The organism is Pseudomonas chaetocerotis, assembly GCF_015712105.2.
GTDB classification, from domain to species: domain Bacteria; phylum Pseudomonadota; class Gammaproteobacteria; order Pseudomonadales; family Pseudomonadaceae; genus Aquipseudomonas; species Aquipseudomonas chaetocerotis.
Genome location: NZ_JACFYX020000008.1, coordinates 133390 through 153375, shown reverse-complemented (window position 1 = coordinate 153375; position 19986 = coordinate 133390). Strand labels below are relative to the sequence as shown.

The 19986-nt window shown below is 62.2% G+C and carries 22 protein-coding genes; 2 read left to right on the top strand and 20 right to left on the bottom strand.

Annotated elements, in window-relative coordinates; genetic code table 11:
• Nucleotides 1-190: 190 nt before the first annotated feature.
• From H3221_RS15645 to H3221_RS15585, 13 genes are all read right to left on the bottom strand, one after another.
• Complete coding sequence (locus tag H3221_RS15645; protein WP_196474498.1) at nt 191-973, bottom strand: TatD family hydrolase; 783 nt, start codon at nt 971-973, stop codon at nt 191-193.
• Nucleotides 974-1087: 114 nt separating this feature from the next.
• Nucleotides 1088-1444 (bottom strand): PilZ domain-containing protein, encoded by a 357-nt coding sequence (locus H3221_RS15640; protein ID WP_003245164.1) that lies wholly within the window; start codon nt 1442-1444, stop codon nt 1088-1090.
• Between the two features lie 126 nt (nt 1445-1570).
• Nucleotides 1571-2563: a DNA polymerase III subunit delta' gene (locus H3221_RS15635; protein ID WP_196474497.1), complete on the bottom strand. Its 993-nt coding sequence runs from the start codon at nt 2561-2563 to the stop codon at nt 1571-1573.
• Nucleotides 2556-3188 carry a dTMP kinase gene (gene tmk, locus H3221_RS15630; RefSeq protein ID WP_160020345.1) on the bottom strand — a complete coding sequence of 211 codons (633 nt, stop codon included), beginning with the start codon at nt 3186-3188 and terminating at the stop codon, nt 2556-2558. The genes H3221_RS15635 and tmk overlap by 8 nt, the downstream gene beginning before the upstream one ends.
• A gap of 9 nt (nt 3189-3197) precedes the next feature.
• Nucleotides 3198-4253: an endolytic transglycosylase MltG gene (mltG, locus tag H3221_RS15625; protein ID WP_196474496.1), complete on the bottom strand. Its 1056-nt coding sequence runs from the start codon at nt 4251-4253 to the stop codon at nt 3198-3200.
• 3 nt (nt 4254-4256) lie between these two features.
• On the bottom strand, nt 4257-5072 hold the full coding sequence (pabC, locus tag H3221_RS15620) for an aminodeoxychorismate lyase (protein ID WP_196474495.1): 816 nt from the start codon (nt 5070-5072) through the stop codon (nt 4257-4259).
• The gene (gene fabF, locus H3221_RS15615) at nt 5072-6316 is read right to left on the bottom strand and encodes a beta-ketoacyl-ACP synthase II (protein WP_196474494.1); all 1245 of its coding nucleotides are present in this window, start codon (nt 6314-6316) and stop codon (nt 5072-5074) included. Before fabF ends, pabC begins: the two co-directional genes overlap by 1 nt.
• Before the next feature lie 111 nt (nt 6317-6427).
• Complete coding sequence (acpP, locus tag H3221_RS15610; RefSeq protein WP_003245177.1) at nt 6428-6664, bottom strand: acyl carrier protein; 237 nt, start codon at nt 6662-6664, stop codon at nt 6428-6430.
• Between the two features lie 228 nt (nt 6665-6892).
• The gene (gene fabG, locus H3221_RS15605) at nt 6893-7636 is read right to left on the bottom strand and encodes a 3-oxoacyl-ACP reductase FabG (RefSeq protein WP_003245179.1); all 744 of its coding nucleotides are present in this window, start codon (nt 7634-7636) and stop codon (nt 6893-6895) included.
• Between the two features lie 15 nt (nt 7637-7651).
• Nucleotides 7652-8590: an ACP S-malonyltransferase gene (fabD, locus tag H3221_RS15600; protein WP_160020349.1), complete on the bottom strand. Its 939-nt coding sequence runs from the start codon at nt 8588-8590 to the stop codon at nt 7652-7654.
• A 127-nt stretch (nt 8591-8717) separates the two neighbouring features.
• Nucleotides 8718-9728, bottom strand: coding sequence for a phosphate acyltransferase PlsX (gene plsX / locus H3221_RS15595; protein WP_192981105.1), 1011 nt, complete (start codon nt 9726-9728; stop codon nt 8718-8720).
• 3 nt (nt 9729-9731) lie between these two features.
• On the bottom strand, nt 9732-9914 hold the full coding sequence (gene rpmF, locus H3221_RS15590) for a 50S ribosomal protein L32 (RefSeq protein WP_003245185.1): 183 nt from the start codon (nt 9912-9914) through the stop codon (nt 9732-9734).
• Nucleotides 9915-9927: 13 nt separating this feature from the next.
• The gene (locus H3221_RS15585) at nt 9928-10455 is read right to left on the bottom strand and encodes a YceD family protein (protein WP_196474493.1); all 528 of its coding nucleotides are present in this window, start codon (nt 10453-10455) and stop codon (nt 9928-9930) included.
• 109 nt (nt 10456-10564) lie between these two features.
• Between H3221_RS15585 and H3221_RS15580 the strand changes: the two genes are divergently transcribed.
• Entirely contained in the window at nt 10565-11146 is a 582-nt protein-coding gene (locus H3221_RS15580; protein WP_196474492.1) for a Maf family protein, read from the top strand.
• A 45-nt stretch (nt 11147-11191) separates the two neighbouring features.
• On the opposite strand, the gene sppA is transcribed toward H3221_RS15580, so the two are convergent.
• The 3 genes from sppA to rluC are packed head-to-tail and all read right to left on the bottom strand — an operon-like array spanning nt 11192 to nt 13800.
• Nucleotides 11192-12169 (bottom strand): signal peptide peptidase SppA, encoded by a 978-nt coding sequence (gene sppA, locus H3221_RS15575; protein ID WP_196474491.1) that lies wholly within the window; start codon nt 12167-12169, stop codon nt 11192-11194.
• Nucleotides 12159-12854: an HAD-IA family hydrolase gene (locus H3221_RS15570; RefSeq protein ID WP_196474490.1), complete on the bottom strand. Its 696-nt coding sequence runs from the start codon at nt 12852-12854 to the stop codon at nt 12159-12161. The genes sppA and H3221_RS15570 overlap by 11 nt, the downstream gene beginning before the upstream one ends.
• Complete coding sequence (gene rluC, locus H3221_RS15565; RefSeq protein WP_196474489.1) at nt 12847-13800, bottom strand: 23S rRNA pseudouridine(955/2504/2580) synthase RluC; 954 nt, start codon at nt 13798-13800, stop codon at nt 12847-12849. The genes H3221_RS15570 and rluC overlap by 8 nt, the downstream gene beginning before the upstream one ends.
• Before the next feature lie 579 nt (nt 13801-14379).
• Between rluC and rne the strand changes: the two genes are divergently transcribed.
• Nucleotides 14380-17424, top strand: a complete 3045-nt coding sequence (gene rne, locus H3221_RS15560; protein WP_196474488.1) for a ribonuclease E — start codon at nt 14380-14382, stop codon at nt 17422-17424.
• 115 nt (nt 17425-17539) lie between these two features.
• Here the strand turns inward: rne and murB are convergent, their stop codons facing one another.
• From murB to H3221_RS15540, 4 genes are read right to left on the bottom strand one after another with little or no spacing between them, the layout of a single operon-like run.
• A complete protein-coding gene (gene murB / locus H3221_RS15555) occupies nt 17540-18559 on the bottom strand; it encodes a UDP-N-acetylmuramate dehydrogenase (protein ID WP_196474487.1) in 1020 nt (339 codons plus the stop codon).
• On the bottom strand, nt 18556-19020 hold the full coding sequence (locus H3221_RS15550; protein WP_196474486.1) for a low molecular weight protein-tyrosine-phosphatase: 465 nt from the start codon (nt 19018-19020) through the stop codon (nt 18556-18558). The genes murB and H3221_RS15550 overlap by 4 nt, the downstream gene beginning before the upstream one ends.
• Complete coding sequence (gene kdsB / locus H3221_RS15545) at nt 19020-19784, bottom strand: 3-deoxy-manno-octulosonate cytidylyltransferase (RefSeq protein ID WP_196474485.1); 765 nt, start codon at nt 19782-19784, stop codon at nt 19020-19022. Before kdsB ends, H3221_RS15550 begins: the two co-directional genes overlap by 1 nt.
• Nucleotides 19785-19970 carry a Trm112 family protein gene (locus H3221_RS15540; protein WP_196474484.1) on the bottom strand — a complete coding sequence of 62 codons (186 nt, stop codon included), beginning with the start codon at nt 19968-19970 and terminating at the stop codon, nt 19785-19787.
• Nucleotides 19971-19986: the final 16 nt, after the last annotated feature.

Genomic DNA, 19986 nt, shown 5'->3' with positions numbered 1-19986 from the left:
GTTAGCCGCCTGTCACGGTCGCTGGTTTCACCGGATCTGGGTGCGGCGTAACCCACCATCGATTCAATGTCTTACATCGCTTGGTGCGCGCGGCGCACCCTGCGGGCTCAGAAGCGCGGACCGTAGCCCGGATGCAATCCGGGAGGTATCTACCGACGGCCCCGGATTGCATCCGGGCTACATCATGGTTTCAGGCCACGCCAGCCAGCGGAAACAGACGCTTGAAGTTGCTCGAGGTCTGCTCGGCCAAGGCCTCGTAGCTGACGCCACGCAGCACCGCCAGGTACTCGGCCACTTCGCGCACGTATTGCGGCAGGTTGGGCTTGCCACGATGCGGTACGGGCGCCAGGTAAGGCGAGTCGGTTTCCACCAGCAGGCGGTCGACCGGCACCTGGCGCGCCACATCACGCAGTGCCTCGGCATTGCGGAAGGTGACGATACCGGACAGGGAAATATAGAAACCGATGTCCAGCGCCGCCTTGGCCATCTCCCAGTCTTCGGTAAAGCAATGCAGCACGCCGGCCTGCGGCAGCGCCGCTTCGCGCAACAGCGCCAGGGTGTCGGCGCGGGCCTCGCGGGTATGCACGATTACCGGCTTGCCAGTGACGCGCGCCGCCTCCAGATGCAGACGGAAGGAGGCCTGCTGCAGCGCCGCGGATTCCGGCTCGTAGTGATAATCCAGGCCAGTTTCACCGATGGCCACCACCTTGGGGTGAGCCAGCTCGCCGAGTAGCCAGTCCAGTGCAGGCTCTGCGCCTGGTTCCAGATCCAGCGGATGCACGCCCACCGAGCAATCGACATCGTCATAACGCTCGGCCAGGCTCTTGACCGTGGCAGCGTTGTTGGCGCTGACACCGATGCACAGAAAATGCCCCACGCCAGCGGCGCGAGCGGCATCCAGGGCAGCATCCAGCGAGCCGCCATGGGCAGTGAGGTCGAGACGATCAAGGTGGCAATGGGAGTCGATCAGCACAGCGGGAAAACTCGGGCAAAGGGAAAGCCCGAATTGTAATCGAAAGCGGCCGGCGCCTGGATGCTCTGAGGGAGATGCTTCGGCCGCAAGGAGGATCAGCTCGCGGCCAACGGGTTACATGGTGTGAGTCGGACGGTCGGACTTCAGCGCGCCAGCGAGGTAGGTTTCTATCTTGTTGCGGGCGGTGTTGTCGCCGTCGTTGAATTGCACGCCGACACCGGCGGCACGGTTGCCCTGAGCACCTTTAGGGGTAATCCACACCACCTTGCCGGCCACCGGAATCTTCTCCGGCTCGTCCATCAGGTTGAGCAGCATGAACACTTCGTCACCGAGCTTGTAGCTCTTGTTGGTGGGTATGAAGAGACCGCCATTCTTGATGAAAGGCATGTAGGCCGCGTACAACACGGACTTGTCCTTGATGGTCAGGGACAGAATTCCGTTACGGGGACCCAGATTGGGTGGCAGGCTCATCAGCGCATTCCTGGCGTTTATTGCTTAATGGCTGATTCTAGGGCTTGTTCATGCCCATGCGCAAACAACCGGGTGGCAGGCAACCGGCAGAATGTGACGCCCTGCCGAATCCGGCTCTCGCGCTGGTCAGCCGCGATCCTGCCCTGGCAAGGCGGCCCACTGCACCAACAGGGCTTCCAATAGCAGCACACGATTGAGATTGGCTTTGCCCATCACCTTCTGCCGCTGAGCGAGCAGCCATTCCTGAATCGCCAATACCTTGGCCAGCGCGCTCTTGTCCGCCAGGTACTGCACCACCTTGCGCATATCGGCCTGGCCCAGGCCTGCCTCGTCCCTGGTCAGTTGGTAGCGCAACATCAGTTGCGCCCAGTCGCAAAACCAGTCGAAGAGCAGATTCAGCGGCAGTGAATTCCAGCTTTCCGCCAGTTGGCTCGGGGAGACCTGCTGCTTGAGCAGCTTCTTCACACCTTCCACCGCCTGGGCACGCTGCTCACGAACGCCCTGTGCCTGCAAGCGCGCAGCCTCCAGTGGCGAACCCGCTGCCAGGGTCAGCAAATCAGTGCGCTCATCGTCGCCCAGCTCAGGCAGTGCCTGGGCCAGCCAGGCCAGGCTCATCGCCTCGCTCGGCAATGGACAGCCCTGCTGCACGCAGCGACTCTTGATGGTCGGCAGCAGACGACTGGGCTGGTGACTGATGAGCAGCAACACGGTATTACCGGAGGGCTCTTCCAGACTCTTGAGCAGCGCGTTGGCGGCGTTGAGGTTCATCGCCTCGGCCGGCTCCAGCAGCACCACCTTGCGCCCACCGAGCTGCGCGGTCTGAACCACGAAGTCGACCAGCTCACGCACCTGATCGACCTTGATCGCCTTGTCCGCTTCTTCGGGCTCCAGCACGTAGTTGTCCGGATGAGTACCAGCAGCCAACAGGTGACAGGATTTGCAGTTGCCACAGGCGTCCAACCCATTCGGACTCTGGCACAGCAGTCGCGCCATCAGGCGCTCGGCCAGCGCACGCTTGCCGATGCCGGCCGGACCATGCAGCAGATAGGCATGAGCATGCTGGCTGCGGCCGGCCAGTTGCTGCCAGAGCGCTTGTTGCCAGGGATAGACCTCAGCCACGGCAGGCCTCCAGCAGGCTCGGCAGCAAGGCATCGATATCGGCCTGCACCTGGGCCAGGGTCTGCCCGGCGTCCAGCACGCGATAGCGTTGCGGCGCCTGCTCGGCGCGCTGCAGATAGGCCTGGCGCACGGCCTCGAAGAAGCCACGGCCCTCCTGCTCAAAACGATCCAGACGACCACGGGCCGCTGCGCGAGCCAGACCGATCTCGATGGGCAGATCGAAGATCAAGGTCAGATCCGGGCGCAACTCGCCCTGGACGAACTGCTCCAGCTGCGCGATGCGCTCGATGGAGAGCCCCCGACCACCGCCCTGGTAGGCGTAGGTGGCATCGGTGAAACGGTCGCACAATACGACGCTGCCCCTGGCCAGAGCCGGACGAATGACCTGCTGCAGGTGCTGGGCACGGGCAGCGAATACCAGTAGCAACTCGGCATCGGCAGCCATCGGTTCCTCGCTCGGATCGAGCAGCAATTCACGGATACGCTCGGCCAGCGGCGTACCGCCGGGCTCGCGGGTCAGCAGCACATCGATGCCCTGCTCGCGCAGGCGCTCTGCCAGATACTCGCGATTGGTGCTTTTGCCGGCACCTTCCGGGCCTTCCAGGGTAATAAACAGACCGGTCACGGATTGCCCTTATTCGGTTTCGGCCGCCGCGCGTGGCGCGGGGCTGGAGCGGTAGTCGGCGCGACGTTTGAGCTGGTATTCGCGCACCGCGCGGTTGTGCTCGGCCAGGGTGTTGGAGAACACATGGCTACCGTCGCCTCGCGCGACAAAATACAGGCTGGTGCCATCGAGCGGATTGAGCGCCGCGTGAATCGCCTCACGACCGACCATGGCGATCGGCGTCGGCGGCATGCCATCGATGGTGTAGGTGTTGTAAGGCGTTGGCGTACGCAGGTCGGCGCGTGTGATGCGGCCGTTGTAGCGTTCGCCCATGCCGTAGATGACGGTGGGGTCGGTCTGCAGGCGCATGCCGATACGCAGACGACGCACGAACACGCCAGCGATCTCGCCACGCTCTTCGGGTACACCGGTTTCCTTCTCGATCATCGAGGCCATGATCAGCGCATCGTAGGGCTCGCGATAAGGCAAACCTTCGGCACGCTTGTGCCACTCCTCGGCCAATACGCTCTCAAGACGAGCATTGGCCTGCTTGAGCAGGTCCTCGTCGCTCATTCCGCTTACGTAGCGATAGGTATCGGGAAAGAAACGCCCTTCCGGATTCTGCCCGGCCAGCCCCAGGCGTTCCATCAACTGGGCATCGGTAAGATCGGCCAGCCGCTGTTCCAGGCGCTCCTCACGGCCCAGAGCCGCGCGGACCTGGCGGAAGTTCCAGCCCTCGACCAGGGTCAGGCTGTACTGCACCACCTCACCGCGCTGCCACAGGCCGAGCATGTCTCGCGCAGTTTGCTGCGGCAGCAGGCGGTATTCGCCGCTGTGCATGGCCGGAGCGCGCAGGTTGAAGCGCCAGTACAGACGCAGCCAGAAGGCATTGTCGATCACGCCCTCCGCCTCCAGGCGATTGAGCAGACCGCTCGGCGTGGCACCGGAGGGCACCTCCAGGAGTCTTTCCTCAGTCAGATGCAGAGGCTGCTCCAGCGCTCTCTGCTGCTGCCAGGCAGCACCCACGACTAGCAGCGCAGCCAGTAGCACGCCGCACTCAAGCAGCACCAAGATCTTGCGTAGCACCAGTTATTTACTCAGTAGGTCGCAGACGATGGCCTGCAGTTTACGGGTGAGCGGCCCGACCGACCAGTGTCGCTCTTGCAGCGCCCGCACAGGCCAGATGCCGTAAAGGCTGTTGCAGAGGAAGACTTCATTGGCATCCAGCAGTTCGTCGAAGGAAACATCGCGCAACTCGACAGACAGCCCGAGCAACTGCGCCTGCTGCAGGATCTCCGCACGCATCACGCCGGCCACGCCACAGCGCGACAGATCGGCCGTCACCAGCCCGCCGTCGACGACCAGAAACAGGTTGCTGTACACCCCCTCGATGACCCGGCCGCTGCTGTCTCGCATCAGGCCCTCGGCATGCTCGGCGTCCTGCCATTCGGCGCGCGCCAGTATCTGCTCCAGGCGGTTGAGATGCTTGAGCCCGGCCAGCAAGGGCTGCTCGGCCAGACGCGTCACACAAGGGAAGAGACGAACACCCTGCTCGGCATGAACGGCAGGGTACTGCGGCAACGGCGCCGCCTGCAGGATGCGCAGCGGCTGGCAAGGTTGCGGCGGCGCGTAGCCGCGCTGACCTTCGCCACGGGTGACGATCAGCTTGGCCACACCGTCGCCCAATTGCCTGGCGAAAGCCTGCAACTCGCTGTTCATCAGCATCAGATCGAGGGGAATGGACAAACGCTGACAGCCCTCAGCCAGGCGCGCCATATGCCGCGCCAGCAGCGGGATGCGTCCGCCGAGAACGGCGATGGTCTCGAACAGACCATCGCCGTAAGCCAGGCCACGGTCTCGAACCGACAACTGCTCGCCGGGCGCACCGTTGACCCAGCTCAGCATCAGCCGTTGAACCGACGGAACAGCAGCGAGCCGTTGGTGCCGCCGAAGCCGAAGGAGTTCGACAGAGCGATTTCGATCGGCATGGCTTTGGCCTGGTGCGGTACGAAGTCCAGGTCGCAACCTTCGTCGGGCTCATCCAGGTTGATGGTGGGCGGTGCCACCTGATCACGGATCGCCAGAATGCTGAAGATCGCCTCCACCGCGCCCGCTGCTCCGAGCAGGTGACCGGTCATGGACTTGGTCGAGCTGACCGACAGCTTGTAGGCATGCTCACCGAACACGCTCTTCACTGCCGCGGCTTCGGCCAGGTCGCCCGCCATGGTCGAGGTGCCATGGGCGTTGATGTACTGCACCTGATCGGCATTGATACCGGCATCACGCAGGGCAGCCGCCATGCAGCGCGCCGCACCTGCGCCATCCTCGGGTGGTGAGGTCATGTGGAAGGCGTCTCCGCTCATGCCGAAGCCGATCAGCTCGGCATAGATTGTGGCACCACGCGCCTTGGCGTGTTCCAGCTCTTCCAGCACCAGGGCGCCGGAGCCGTCGGACAGGACGAAGCCATCACGGCCCTTGTCCCACGGACGGCTGGCCTTGGTCGGCTCGTCGTTGCGCGTCGACAGCGCGCGCGCCGCACCGAAGCCGCCCATGCCCAGGCCGCAGGCCGCCATCTCGGCGCCACCGGCGACCATCACGTCAGCTTCGCCATAGGCGATGTTGCGTGCGGCCATGCCGATGCAGTGAGTACCGGTGGTACACGCCGTGGCGATGGCGTAGTTAGGCCCCTGCAGACCCAGGTGGATCGACAGGAAACCGGAAATCATGTTGATGATCGAGCCCGGCACGAAGAACGGCGAAATGCGCCGCGGCCCCTGCTCATGCAACGACTTGCAGTTGTTCTCGATGTTGGTCAGGCCGCCGATGCCGGAGCCCATGGCCACACCGATACGCTCACGATTGGCGTCAGTGATGTCCAGGCCGGAATCACGCACAGCCTGGAAGCAGGCAGCGAGACCGTACTGGATGAAAAGGTCGAGCTTGCGCGCCTCCTTGGCGGAGAGATACTCCTCGACGTTGAAGCCCTTTAGCGACCCGCCAAAACGGGTGGAGTAGGCCGACAGGTCCATGTGCTCGATCAGACCGATGCCACTGCGCCCGGCCAAAATGCCCTGCCAGCTGCTCGGCACATCGTTACCCAGCGGCGACAGCATGCCCATACCGGTAACCACGACGCGTCTACGCGACACAGCAATCTCCTCTTGTTCTACTCAGGCGCCACATGCGCCTTGCACGTAAAGAAAAACCGCACGCCTGATTAGGGCAGTGCGGCTTTTCTCGATCAGAAAGCTGACTGTGACTTATTGCGCGTGGGCAGTCACGTAGTCGATAGCTTCCTGAACGGTGGTGATTTTCTCAGCTTGCTCGTCCGGGATCTCGGTCTCGAATTCTTCCTCGAGAGCCATCACCAGCTCAACGGTGTCAAGAGAGTCGGCACCCAGGTCTTCAACGAAGGAAGCGCTGTTGGTTACTTCCTCTTCCTTGACGCCAAGTTGCTCAGCAACGATTTTCTTGACGCGTTCTTCGATGGTGCTCATACCTTGTTTTCACTCCTATTGGACAAATCCAGGCAGCTGGTAGCGGCCAAGTGTATAGAAAGGGTTTTTAGCATTTCAAGCTGAATGCCGGGGAGCCCCCAGGAACACTTCAACGATCTGTCTATAAACCTGTTGCAGCTTTATAACGGATTTTAGACAGCGACTATGACAGTTTTCTGATGGCTCGCGTCACATTCGAGAGCCTCCGGACATTCGGAGGCGCCCTTTTTAGCTCATGTACATACCGCCATTCACCGGGATAGTAGCCCCAGTGACGTAACCTGCGCCATCAGAAGCCAGGAAACCGACCACCTTGGCGATCTCTTCGGCCTGACCCAGACGGCCCAGCGGAATCTGCGTCAGCAGCGCGTCACGCTGGCCTTCCGGTAGCTCACGGGTCATATCGGTGTCGATGAAACCTGGAGCCACCGAGTTGACCGTGATACCACGCGAACCAACCTCCCGCGCCAGCGCGCGGCTGAAACCTTCCAGACCAGCCTTGGCTGCAGCGTAGTTGACCTGACCGGCATTGCCCATCGCACCGACCACGGAGCCGATGTTGATGATGCGCCCGAAGCGCGCCTTGGTCATGCCACGCAGCACAGCCTTGGACAGACGGTAGAGGCTGTTCAGGTTGGTATTGATGACATCATGCCATTCGTCGTCCTTCATCCGCAGCATCAGGTTATCGCGGGTGATGCCGGCGTTGTTGACCAGGATCAGCGGCTGACCAAGATGTTGCTGAATATGTTCGAGGGTGGTGGCAACCGATTCGTCATTGCTTACGTCGAGCACCAGGCCGGCGCCTTCGACGCCATTGGCCTTGAGGGTTTCCGCGATGCGCTCGGCACCCGAGGCGCTGGTGGCAGTGCCGATGACGATGGCACCCTGACGACCCAGTTCCAGGGCGATTGCCTGACCGATGCCACGGCTGGCGCCGGTGACCAGCGCGACCTTACCTTGCAGACTCATATTCGTTCTCCTTTCTCAGGCCAACGCAGCGCGAGCAGCGGCGAAAGCTTCGGGGGTATCCAGATTGTAAGTGTTGATGCCTTTGACACAGCGCTTGTTCAGGCCGCCCAGCACCTTGCCAGGACCGCACTCGACCAGATCGGTCACGCCCTGCTCTGACAACCGCACCATCGACTCGACCCAGCGTACCGGGCTGTAGAGCTGCGCCAGCAGATCAGCCTTGAGAGTGGCCAGATCGGACACCACGGCGGCACTGACGTTCTGCACCAGCGGGATCTGCGGCGCCTGCCAGTTCAGCGCCTCGACCGACTCGGCGAAACGCTCGGCGGCCGGCTTCATCAGGGCGCAGTGCGACGGCACACTGACCGGCAGCGCCATGGCGCGCTTGGCACCACGAGCCTTGCACGCCTCGATGGCACGCTCGACGGCAGCCGCGCTGCCGGCGATAACCACCTGGCCAGGGGCGTTGAAGTTGACCGCGCTGACTACATCGCCCTGCGCGGCTTCGGCACAGGCGGCCAGTACGTCGGCGTCTTCCAGACCGAGGATGGCGGCCATGCCGCCCTGCCCGGCCGGCACGGCCTGTTGCATCAGTTGACCACGACGTTCTACCAGCTTCACCGCATCGGCAAAGGCGATGCTGCCTGCGGCGACCAGCGCGGAGTATTCACCCAGGCTATGACCGGCAACGAAAGCCGGCTTGGCACCGCCATCGGCCTGCCACAGACGCCACAGGGCGATGGAAGCAGTGAGGATGGCCGGCTGGGTCTTGTCGGTCTGGTTCAGTTGCTCTTCCGGACCTTGCTGGGTCAGTGCCCAGAGGTCGTAGCCGAGCGCTTCGGACGCCTCGCCGAAAGTATCGAGTACCAGCTTCTGCTGGGCGCCGTGGTCGGCAAGCATGGCCAGGGCTTGCGAGCCTTGGCCGGGGAAGACGAATGCGAGGGATGCAGACATGAATAAGTCCCTTGAGTCGAAAAACCAACGCCAGGCGAGCCTGGCGCAGCAAACTGACAGTTGGATGACAGGCTGCGTGCCGCGGTCACATCAGGCCGCCAGTCACGCCCCGAAAAACGTGACGAGTTTACAGCAACAAGTCCTCGAGGCGACCATGCAGTCGCTGCGGCAAATTTTCCTGCACCTCGCGCAGCGCACAGCGAATGGCGCTCTGAAAGCTTTCCTGGCCTGCCGCACCGTGGCTCTTGACCACGATGCCCTGCAGACCGAGAAAGCTCGCACCATTGTGCCTGGCTGGCGCCAGATCAGCCTTGAGGCGGCGCAGCAGCGGCATCGCCAGGGCACCAATCGCCTGGGCGAACAACCCCTCGCTGAACAGCGTCTCGACCCGACCGGTGATCATCCTGGCCAGGCCCTCGCTGGATTTGAGCAGGATATTGCCAACGAAACCGTCGCATACCACGACATCGGCTTCGCCGCGATACATGCCGTCACCCTCTATGTAGCCGATAAAGTTCAGTCCATGCGCCTGCTGCAGCATATTGGCCGCCAGCTTGACCTGCTGATTACCCTTGATGTCTTCGGTACCGACATTGAGCAAGGCAACCCGCGGCCGGGACACGCCCAGCGTTTCTGCCGCCACGGCCCCCATGATCGCGAACTGATAGAGATGCTCGGCGCTGCAATCGACATTGGCACCCAGATCCAGCAGGTAGCAGTGCCCGCGTTCAGTGGGAATCGGGCTGACCATCGCTGGCCGGTCGATACCCGGCAGCGTCTTGAGCACATAACGCGACAGCGCCATCAACGCACCGGTATTGCCAGCACTGACGCAGGCATGCGCCTTATGCTGCCGCACCAACTCCAGCGCCACGCGCATCGAGGCGTCGGGCTTGCCACGCAGAGCCTGGGCCGGACGCTCGTCCATGGCGATCACTTCGCTGGCGTGATGAACCTGCAGGCGCGAGCGATCCACGCCAGACTGGCGAGCGAGCTGTTCTTCGATGAGGGGAGCTTGACCAACGACGGTCAGATGCAGCGAGGGGAATTCGGCCAACGCAGAAATGCAGGCCGGAACAATGCAGTGGGGACCGAAGTCCCCACCCATTGCATCAATCGCGATGATCGAGGCAGACAAGGATTACTCGTCAGCGCCCTTGTCGATCACTTTACGACCGCGGTACACGCCTTCCGGAGAAACGTGGTGGCGCAGGTGAACTTCACCGGTGCTCTTCTCTACGGACAGGGTGCTGGCCTCGAGAGCGTCGTGCGAACGACGCATGTCGCGGGCGGAACGGGATTTTTTGTTCTGCTGAACAGCCATAATTCATTAACTCCTAAACGTTTGGGTCACGCTTTAACTGCGCCAATACACTGAACGGGTTGGACCGCGATACCTCGTCCTCGCCTGGTTCGGGCTCATCGAGACCGTCCGGCTGCTGGCAATCACCTGGGGCATGAGCAGGAACGATGGGCAAGGCGAGAAGCAACTCTTCCTCGACCAGACCAAGCAGCTCCAGCGGCTCTTCGCCCACTTCCAGCACGTCGTAGCCCTTAGGCAAGGACTGAGTGTTCGCTCCAACCCGAACCACGGCGTATTCACATTCGCTGCGGATGGGTAGCGCGACCAGCTCCAGACAACGCTGGCAGACCATTTTGACCTCAACCTCGAGCTCACTGCGGATAACCACAGTTTTCTGCTCGTCACGGGCGAAATGAAACTTCGCCTGCACCGCGCCAACCGTATCGGAAAGCGGTTCGCAGAGACGCGGCAGGCTGGCCAGTTCGAGCTGCCCTTCGAGGGTAGCTTCGCGGTCGGCGAGCTTGCGCGGATCAACGTGAGGTGGAATCGGCCCATTCAACATAGGCGCAGCATTCTAGGGATGCACCCCGCCTGTGTCAAAGGAAATTCAGCCTGTCTTCAAGCAGCTGCGATCAGTAGAATTTCTCACCCCCCGTATAAAGGAAGAGAACATGCCTGCGCTGCTGCTCGCCTCCAGCTCACGCTACCGTCGCGAGCTGCTCGATCGCCTGCAACTGCCCTTTACCTGGCAATCGCCGAGCATCGACGAAACCCGCCTGCCCGGTGAAGCAGCCATCGACCTGGTCAAGCGCCTGGCCGAAGAAAAGGCCCGCGCCCTCGCCGCCAGCCATTCTGAGCATCTGATCATCGGCTCGGACCAGGTCGCCGTACTCGGCGATGGACAGATACTCGGCAAACCCCACGACCTGCCGAGAGCCCAGCAACAGCTGCGCGCCGCCAGCGACAGCAGCGTCACCTTCCTCACCGGCCTGGCACTGCTCAACACCAGTAACGGCAGGCGCCAGGTGGACTGCGTGCCTTTCACCGTGCACTTCCGTCAACTTAGCGACGAGCAAATCTTGCGCTATCTGCAACGCGAGCAACCATTCGACTGCGCCGGCAGCTTCAAATCGGAAGGCCTGGGCATCAGCCTGTTTCGCAGCACCGAAGGCGAAGACGCCACCAGCCTGATCGGCCTACCGCTGATTCGCCTGGTGGACATGCTACTGAACGAAGGAATCGAGATTCCTTGAGCTACCAACGAAGAAGGCCCGCTACGCGGGCCTTCTTCGTATACATCAGCGCAATGTCGGCCCCTGAAAGCCCATCCACAGCGCGATGCGATCCGCCACACTGGTCCCCAAGCGCTTGGCGAAGCGGTCGAATGGCGTATCACGCTGAGTGAAGTCGACCATCTCTTTCTGGCCAACCACCTCACGCGCCACATAGCTGGCACTGCCCAGCGCATCGACCAACCCCAACTGCAGCGCCTGCTCACCCGACCAGACCAACCCCGAGAACAGCTCGGGATGCTCGTCAGCCTTGAGACGCTCACCGCGCCCCTGCTTCACGCTTTCAATGAATTGGCGATGAGTCGTGTCCAGCACCCCTTTCCAGAAGCGGGTTTCCTCTTCCTTCTGCGGCTGGAACGGATCGAGAAACGCCTTGTGCTCGCCCGACGTATAAACACGGCGTTCCACGCCAAGCTTCTGCATGGTTTCAACAAAGCCGAAACTGGCCGCCGTGACACCAATGGAGCCGACCAGACTGGCCTTGTCGGCATAGATCTCATCGGCCGCACTGGCGATGTAGTAGGCACCGGAGGCACCCAGATCACTGATCACCGCATAGACCTTGGTCTGCGGATACTCGTCGCGCAAACGGCGGATCTCGTCATAGATGTAGCCGGACTGCACCGGACTGCCGCCCGGGCTGTTGATGCGCAGGATCACACCTTTGGTATTGGTGTCCTCGAAGGCGGCACGCAGGCTGCCCACCACCTTGTCAGCACTGGCTTCCTCACGATCAGCGATCATGCCGCGAATTTCGATCAGCGCGGTATGCGCCTCGGTGGTCGAGGCTTTCTTCAGGTCAAGCACCGGCAAAACCAGCGCCAGCGCACCGAACAGGTAGATAAAGGTCAGCAGCTTGAAAAAGATGCCCCAGCGACGCGAACGACGCTGCTCCTGAACACTGGAAAGCAGTGCCTTTTCCAGCAACTTCCAGCTCTTGGCATCCTCGCCCGACGAAGACGATGATTTCCACTCATCCGACATGCTCACTCACCTCTGCAGGACGCTGCGCATGACGGCCTTCCAGCCATGCACGCAGCTCATTGAATTCATTGATCGCCAAACGCGGCGAGCACTCGCGCAGCACCGACAATGGCTGCGCACCGAAACCGACCGCCACCGAGTCCATTCCGGCATTGCGCGCCATCAGCAGGTCGAAGGTCGAATCCCCCACCATCAGCGCACGCTCGGGCTGCACCCGACAATGCGCAAGAATCTCGTGAAGCATCAGCGGATCGGGCTTGCTCGCAGTCTCGTCAGCACAACGGGTTATATCGAAGTAATCCAGCCAACCCTTGTCAGCCAGCACTCGATGCAACCCCTTGCGCCCCTTGCCAGTGGCCACGGCAAGACGATAACCCTGATCACGAAAGACTTCGAGCGACTCGCGCACGCCTTCGAACAACGGCGACGGCTCGGTTTCCAGCACCAGATACTGCTCGCTGTAGGCGCGCCGGATGGTTTCGATTCGCAGCGACTCGTCGAGTTCCGGGTAAAGCGTGCGAATCGCCACACCCAACTCCAGACCAATGATGCCGCGCACTGCAACATCCGTGCAGCGCGGCACGCCCGCCACATCTGCCGCGCGATGCATGGCCTCGACGATACGACCGATGGAGTCCACCAGCGTGCCATCCCAGTCGAAGATCAACAGTTGATAATCAGGCACTCAGACGCTCCAGCGTTCGCGCCCACATTTCATCCACCGGCGCCTCGAGCTTCAGCACGCCACCATCGGGTAGCGGCACGTGCAATTCGTAGGCATGCAGGAACAAACGCTTGCCGCCCAGCTCGCGAATTTCGCGGGTGAACTCGTCATCACCGTACTTGGAGTCACCGGCGATGGAATGCCCGGCATGCTTGGCATGCACGCGAATCTGATGGGTGCGGCCGGTCACCGGCTTGGCCTCGACCAGGGTGGCGAACTCACCGAAGCGACGCAGCACGCGAAACAGCGTCAATGCCTCCTTGCCCTCGGCGTCGACCTCGACCATCCGCTCACCAGAACGCAGGTTGCTCTTCTGCAGCGGCGCATTGACCTGCTTCTTGGCAGTCGCCCAGTGACCACGCACCAGCGCCATATAGCGTTTGTCGACGCCATCGCCACGCAATTGTTCGTGCAGATGACGCAACATGCTGCGCTTCTTGGCGATCATCAGAAGACCGGAAGTATCGCGATCAAGACGGTGCACCAGCTCCAGATCCTTGGCATCCGGACGCAACTGACGAAACGCTTCGATCACCCCGTAATTCAGGCCGCTGCCACCATGCACGGCGATGCCGGCAGGCTTGTTCAGCACGATCAGCGCCTTGTCTTCATAGACGATGGCTGCTTCGAGGCGCTCGAGCAGCCCCTGCGCCAATGGCTCGGGCTCATCGCGCTCGGCCAGGCGCAGCGGCGGCACGCGCACCACGTCACCCGCCTGGAGTTTGTATTCGGGCTTGATCCGCCCCTTGTTAACTCGCACTTCGCCCTTGCGCAGAATGCGGTAAATCAGGGTCTTGGGCACGCCCTTGAGCTGTGTCCTGAGGAAGTTGTCGATACGTTGGCCGGCGAGTTCCGGTGCAACCTCGATCAGCTGAACGCCGGAGGTTGGAGAGGCAGGAGTAGTCATCGCGCAATCATAACAATTTTTTATGGAATTGAAGCACTTAATCATTGCTGCTATAGTCGCGAACGCCGCCAAAAGCGGCCTGGCTTGCGGATGAATGCCAAATTTGCCATCCCCTGCCCGCGCAAACGTATTTGGACGTGAGGCCGTCCGACGGATTCTTCAGGTTAGAAAGGCCGCTAAAGGCCACGAAGACTTCGGAAATAACGCCTTGAGTATGATGCGCGATTCGCCCACCGGGCGGTCGCGGTAACTGACAACCGCTGCGGAATCCGCGCGCGGCACCCGATTTTCAGCGATACGTGTAGGGTGGAGATGTACAACTGTCGGACTGCGTAGCATATCGCTTGATCAAAGACGCCTCATCTCGTCCGCTACCGCCAGTTGATTCCTCTTCCTGACTGAGTGCTTTCTGTCACCACAGCAAGCAGGAGACGTCCGTCGCGACCGCGGCCTGATAATGGCTGACCGTCGCTAGACAGTGGAACGATTTACGACCGTTTCTGACGCGCCTGACACCGACCCTGAGAGTCGTGTGTGCCTAACGTGGCTTCCGCTAGCCCCGGAACCCATTGGTACCACATGAAAAGAATGCTAATTAACGCGACTCAGCCTGAAGAGTTGCGTGTTGCCCTGGTAGATGGCCAAAAACTCTACGATCTGGACATCGAGTCCGGTGCCCGCGAACAGAAAAAGGCCAACATCTACAAAGGCCGCATCACCCGCGTTGAACCCAGCCTCGAAGCCGCCTTCGTCGACTTCGGCTCAGAACGCCACGGCTTCCTCCCCCTCAAAGAAATCTCCCGCGAGTATTTTTCCAAAGCCCCTGAAGGCGGCCGCGTCAACATCAAGGATGTGCTCAAGGAAGGCCAGGAAGTCATCGTCCAGGTCGAGAAGGAAGAACGCGGCAACAAGGGCGCAGCCCTGACCACCTTCATCAGCCTGGCCGGTCGTTACCTGGTGCTGATGCCGAACAACCCGCGTGCCGGCGGTATCTCCCGCCGCATCGAAGGCGAAGAGCGCAATGAACTGCGTGAGGCGCTGAACGGCCTTAACGCTCCGGCTGACATGGGCCTGATCGTTCGTACCGCCGGCCTGGGTCGCTCCAGCGAAGAAATGCAGTGGGACCTCGATTACCTGCTGCAACTGTGGAGCGCCATCAAGGAAGCCTCCACCAGCCGCCCAGCCCCGTTCCTGATCTACCAGGAATCCAACGTCATCATCCGCGCCATTCGCGACTACCTGCGCCAGGACATCGGCGAAGTCCTGGTCGACAGCGTCGAAGCCCAGGAAGAAGCCCTGTCCTTCATCCAGCAGGTGATGCCGCAGTACGCCAGCAAGATCAAGCTGTACGAAGACAGCGTGCCGCTGTTCAACCGCTTCCAGATCGAAAGTCAGATCGAAACCGCCTTCCAGCGTGAAGTGAAGCTGCCGTCCGGTGGCTCCATCGTCATCGACCCGACCGAAGCCCTGGTGTCCATCGACATCAACTCGGCGCGCGCCACCAAAGGCAGCGACATCGAGGAAACCGCGCTGCAGACCAACCTGGAAGCGGCAGAGGAAATCGCCCGCCAGTTGCGCCTGCGTGACATCGGCGGCCTGATCGTCATCGACTTCATCGACATGACCCCGGCGAAGAACCAGCGCGCTGTCGAAGAGAAGGTGCGTGAAGCCCTGGAAGCCGACCGCGCCCGTGTTCAAGTCGGTCGTATCTCGCGCTTCGGTCTGCTGGAGATGTCCCGTCAGCGCCTGCGTCCGTCCCTGGGTGAAACCAGCGGCATCGTCTGCCCGCGCTGCAACGGTCAAGGCATCATCCGCGACGTCGAATCTCTGTCGCTGGCCATCCTGCGCCTGATCGAAGAAGAAGCACTGAAGGATCGCACCGCCGAAGTCCGCGCCCAGGTACCGATCCCGGTCGCCGCCTTCCTGCTCAACGAAAAGCGCAACTCGATCACCAAGATCGAACTGCGCACCCGTGCGCGCATCGTGATCCTGCCGAACGACCATCTGGAAACCCCGCACTTCGAAGTGCAGCGCTTGCGTGATGACAGCCCGGAAGCCCTGAGCGGCCAGACCAGCTACGAGATCGCCGCCACTGCGGAAACCGAAGAGGCTGCCGCTCAGCCGGCTGCCGCCACGCGCACTCTGGTTCGCCAGGAAGCTGCAATCAAGGCTGCGCCGCGCAGCAGCGCCCCGGTCGCTGCCGAGCCGCAAGCACCGCTGGCTCCGACCAAGACGCCAGAGCCGAGCCTGTTCAAGGGCCTGGTGAAATCCCTGGTCAGCCTCTTCGCCAGCAAGGAAGAAGAAGCCCAGCCTGCAGTGGTCGAAAAGAAGAGCAACGAGCGTCCGCCACGCGAAGAGCGCCGCAACGGTCGTCAGCAAAGCCGCAACCGTGGCGGTCGCCGCGATGAGGAGCGCAAGCCTCGCGAAGAGCGCGCCCCACGTGAAGATCGTCAGGCCCGTGAACCGCGTGAAGAGCGCCAGCCACGCGAAGAGCGTCAACCGCGTGAAGAACGCGCGCCACGCGAGCCGCGCGAAGGTCAGGAAAATAATCGCCGCGAGCGCAAGCCGCGCGAAGAACGCGCCCCGCGTGAAGAGCGCGTGCGCGAACTGCGTGAACCACTCGATGCCGATGCGGGTAACGAGCAACGCGAAGAGCGTGCCGAGCGCCAGCCGCGTGGCGAACGTCAGGAGCGTCAGCGTCAACCGCGTGAAGAGCGTCAGCCGCGCGCCGAGCAAACCGAGGCCCTGCAGGACGAAGCACTGCCGAACGAAGAGCAGATGCAGGACGACGAACAGGACAGCAACGATGGCGAACGCCCGCGTCGCCGCTCTCGCGGTCAACGTCGTCGCAGCAATCGTCGCGAACGTCAGCGTGATGCCGATGGCAACCTGATCGAGAGCGCCGAGAACAGCGAAGCGGCCGGTAACGACGCTCAGGCCGTCACCCCGGTTGCCGTGGCTACTGCCGCCGCAGTGGTTGCAGAAAGCGTCGACAGCAACGAAGCCATTGCCAGCGAGGCCCCGGCCGTCGAAGCACCGTCTGTTCAGGTTGAAGAAGCCCCTGCTGCTCAACCGGTCGAGGCGCAAGCCGAGGCTGCTGTGGGTGAAGTGGCCGAAGCCGCTCCGACCACAGAGAAAGCAGTTGAGGCAGAACCGGTCGCAGTCGAACCCCCTGCTGCCGTTGAAGCGCCAGTTGCCGAACCGGTCGCTCAAGCTGAGCCGACTGTCGAAATTGCCCAGGAGCCTGCTCCGACACCGGTCGAACAAGCACCTGCTGCCGCACCGATTCCGGCCAATGCCACTGGCCGTGCGCCGAACGACCCGCGCGAAGTGCGTCGTCGTCAGCGTGAAGCTGAGCGCCTGGCGCGCGAAGCTGCGCAGGCCGCCGCTGCAGCACCGGCTGTAGAAGCTGCCCCAGCAGTCGACGCCGCGCCGGTCGCTGAAGCAAGCGCCCCGGCAGAAGCCGAAGCCGCTGCAGTCGAAGCAGCTCCTGTAGTCGAGCCGGTCGCAGAAGCCGAAGCCACCTCTGTCGTCAGCGAGCAAAGCGTGAGCGAAGCGGTAGAGCAAGCGCAGCCGGAAGAAGAAACGCCAGCCGACAAGGAGGAGGTCAAGCCTCAGGCTTGATCCTTCTGCGGTAACAAAAAAGGGGATGCCTAGGCATCCCCTTTTTCATTTCCGTCACCGGTAGCCCGGATGCAATCCGGGAGCGGCATTCACCGGTTCACGTCCGCCCCACAGATCAAAGCACGTTGGGTTCGATTTCCAGCGTTACGCCAAAACGCGCCAGGATATCGGCCTGGATACGCTGCGCCAGCCGCAGCAGCTGCGCCCCTGTGGCGTTGCCGTAGTTGACCAGCACCAGCGCCTGCAAACGATGCACACCGGCATCACCCTCACGCACGCCCTTCCACCCTGCCCGCTCGATCAACCAACCCGCGGCCAGCTTGGCCAAACCAGCGCCAGCCGGATAGCTGACCAGATCGGCATGCTCGCCGCGAATGCGCTCGGCTAATTCGAATGGCACCAGCGGATTCTTGAAGAAGCTGCCGGCGTTACCCAGCTCGGCGGGATCCGGCAGTTTTTCGCGGCGAATGGCGCAGATTGCCCGGCTGACGTCGCTCGCGGTGGGCGCTTCCACGCCCATCTCAGCGAGACGCTGGCGCACCGGACCGTAATCCAGACGCAGCGAAGCCAGACGACTCAGATGAAAGCGCACGCGCAGGATCAGCCAGCGCCCAGCCTCACGCTTGAACAGGCTATCGCGGTAGGCGAAGGCGCATTCATCAAGCGCGAAGTCGCGCAGCTCGCCGGTCTGCCGATCCAGCGCGGTCAAGCCGGCGAACAGGTCCTTGATCTCCACGCCGTAGGCGCCGATGTTCTGCATCGGCGCCGCGCCGACAGTACCGGGAATCAGGCTGAGGTTTTCCAGGCCGTTCAGGCCCTGCGCCAGGCTCCACTGCACGAAAGGATGCCAGGGCTCACCGGCTTCGGCCTCCAGAAGCACATGCTCGCCATCATCCTCAAGGATACGAATGCCACGGCTGGCCATACGCAGCACCAACGCCTCGACATCATGGGTGAGCAGCAGATTGCTGCCCCCGCCGATTACCAGCAGCGGCAGTCCCTGCTGACTCGCCAGGCTCAGCGCCTCGCGTACATCGTCATCATCGTGCGCTTCGGCGAAACGCCGTGCATGCACATCGACGCCGAAGCTGTTGAAGGCCTTGAGCGAAACGTCACTCTGCAGATTCAGACTCACAGGCGCCCCTTGATTTCCACCAGCAGTGCGTCGCTGGCCTGCTCGATCAGGTCCAGCACCTGCTCGAAACCGTCTTCGCCGCCGTAATAAGGATCGGGTACTTCATCCAGCGCCAGCTCATAGCGGCGCAGGTACAGGTCAATATCGGCTCGGGCATTCGCAGGGCGCAGTGCCTTGAGGTTGCGCAGATTGCTCTGATCCATGGCCAGGATCAGGTCGAAGCGCTGAAAATCGGCGACCTCGACCTGGCGTGCACGCTGCGCCGACAGGTCATAGCCTCGGCGCAGCGCCGCTTGACGCGTGCGACTATCCGGCGCCTTGCCGACATGCCAGTCGCCAGTGCCGGCAGAGTCGACCTGCACCCGATCTTCCAAGCCAGCCGCACGCAGCTTGTGGCGAAAAACGCCCTCGGCCGTGGGTGAACGGCAGATGTTGCCCAGGCAGACGAACAGAACCTTCATCAGGCCCCCAGCAGGTGGCGCACCCGCTCCAGGTCTTCGGCGGTATCCACGCCGGCAGCGGGCGCCTCAAGGGCGTCGGCAACATGAATACGTACGCCGTTGTACAACGCGCGCAGTTGCTCCAGACACTCGGTGTCTTCCAGCCAGCACGGGCCCCAGGCGACGAAGTCATGCAGGAAGCCGGCGCGGTAGGCGTAGATGCCAATATGGCGTCGATATGGCACGCCAGCCGGCAACACGTCGCGGCTCCTGGCAAATGCATCGCGCGCCCAGGCCAGTGGTGCACGGCTGAAAGTCAGGGCCAGACCGCGCTTGTCGGCGACCACCTTGACCACATTGGGGTTGAACAGCGCGGTGACGTCCTCGATGGGCTCAGCCAGGGTGGCGATACCGGCCTGCGGGTTGGCCGCCAGGTTGGCCGCCACCTGATCGATGATCACAGGCGGAATCAGCGGCTCATCGCCCTGCACGTTGACCACGATGGCATCGGCCGGTAAACCGAGCTGGCTGGCGACTTCGGCCAAACGATCGGTCCCGGAGTTGTGATCCTCGCGAGTCAGCAGCACCTCGGCGCCAAAGGCCTGACAGGCCTCGACGATACGTGCGTCGTCGGTGGCGATCACCACGCGCTGAGCCGAACTCTTTTTCGCCTGCTCCCAGACGTGCTGCACCATTGGCTTGCCGGCGATATCCTGCAACGGCTTGCCTGGCAGGCGGGTGGAGGCGTAACGGGCGGGAATGACGACGCTGAAGGCTGCGCTCATTTACTTGTCCAGACGCTCGTCGGTGCTCAGAGTACGGGCTTCGCTCTCCAGCATCACCGGGATGCCGTCGCGAATCGGGTAGGCGACGCCGGCACCCTTGCTGATCAGTTCGGTCTTGTCTTCGGAGAGCTGCAGCGGGCCCTTGCAGATCGGGCAGGCGAGAATATCGAGCAGTTTAAGGTCCATGACACAGTCCTTGATG

What these genes read in the sequence shown, in the direction of transcription:
- H3221_RS15640 (WP_003245164.1), bottom strand. Translation starts at nt 1,444, where the DNA reads ATGAGCCTGCCACCCAATCTGGGTCCCCGTAACGGAATTCTGTCCCTG.
- pabC (WP_196474495.1), bottom strand. Translation starts at nt 5,072, where the DNA reads ATGCTGAGCTGGGTCAACGGTGCGCCCGGCGAGCAGTTGTCGGTTCGA.
- acpP (WP_003245177.1), bottom strand. Translation starts at nt 6,664, where the DNA reads ATGAGCACCATCGAAGAACGCGTCAAGAAAATCGTTGCTGAGCAACTT.
- fabG (WP_003245179.1), bottom strand. Translation starts at nt 7,636, where the DNA reads ATGAGTCTGCAAGGTAAGGTCGCGCTGGTCACCGGCGCCAGCCGTGGC.
- fabD (WP_160020349.1), bottom strand. Translation starts at nt 8,590, where the DNA reads ATGTCTGCATCCCTCGCATTCGTCTTCCCCGGCCAAGGCTCGCAAGCC.
- rpmF (WP_003245185.1), bottom strand. Translation starts at nt 9,914, where the DNA reads ATGGCTGTTCAGCAGAACAAAAAATCCCGTTCCGCCCGCGACATGCGT.
- H3221_RS15585 (WP_196474493.1), bottom strand. Translation starts at nt 10,455, where the DNA reads ATGTTGAATGGGCCGATTCCACCTCACGTTGATCCGCGCAAGCTCGCC.
- H3221_RS15580 (WP_196474492.1), top strand. Translation starts at nt 10,565, where the DNA reads ATGCCTGCGCTGCTGCTCGCCTCCAGCTCACGCTACCGTCGCGAGCTG.
- sppA (WP_196474491.1), bottom strand. Translation starts at nt 12,169, where the DNA reads ATGTCGGATGAGTGGAAATCATCGTCTTCGTCGGGCGAGGATGCCAAG.
- rluC (WP_196474489.1), bottom strand. Translation starts at nt 13,800, where the DNA reads ATGACTACTCCTGCCTCTCCAACCTCCGGCGTTCAGCTGATCGAGGTT.
- rne (WP_196474488.1), top strand. Translation starts at nt 14,380, where the DNA reads ATGAAAAGAATGCTAATTAACGCGACTCAGCCTGAAGAGTTGCGTGTT.
- H3221_RS15550 (WP_196474486.1), bottom strand. Translation starts at nt 19,020, where the DNA reads ATGAAGGTTCTGTTCGTCTGCCTGGGCAACATCTGCCGTTCACCCACG.
- kdsB (WP_196474485.1), bottom strand. Translation starts at nt 19,784, where the DNA reads ATGAGCGCAGCCTTCAGCGTCGTCATTCCCGCCCGTTACGCCTCCACC.
- H3221_RS15540 (WP_196474484.1), bottom strand. Translation starts at nt 19,970, where the DNA reads ATGGACCTTAAACTGCTCGATATTCTCGCCTGCCCGATCTGCAAGGGC.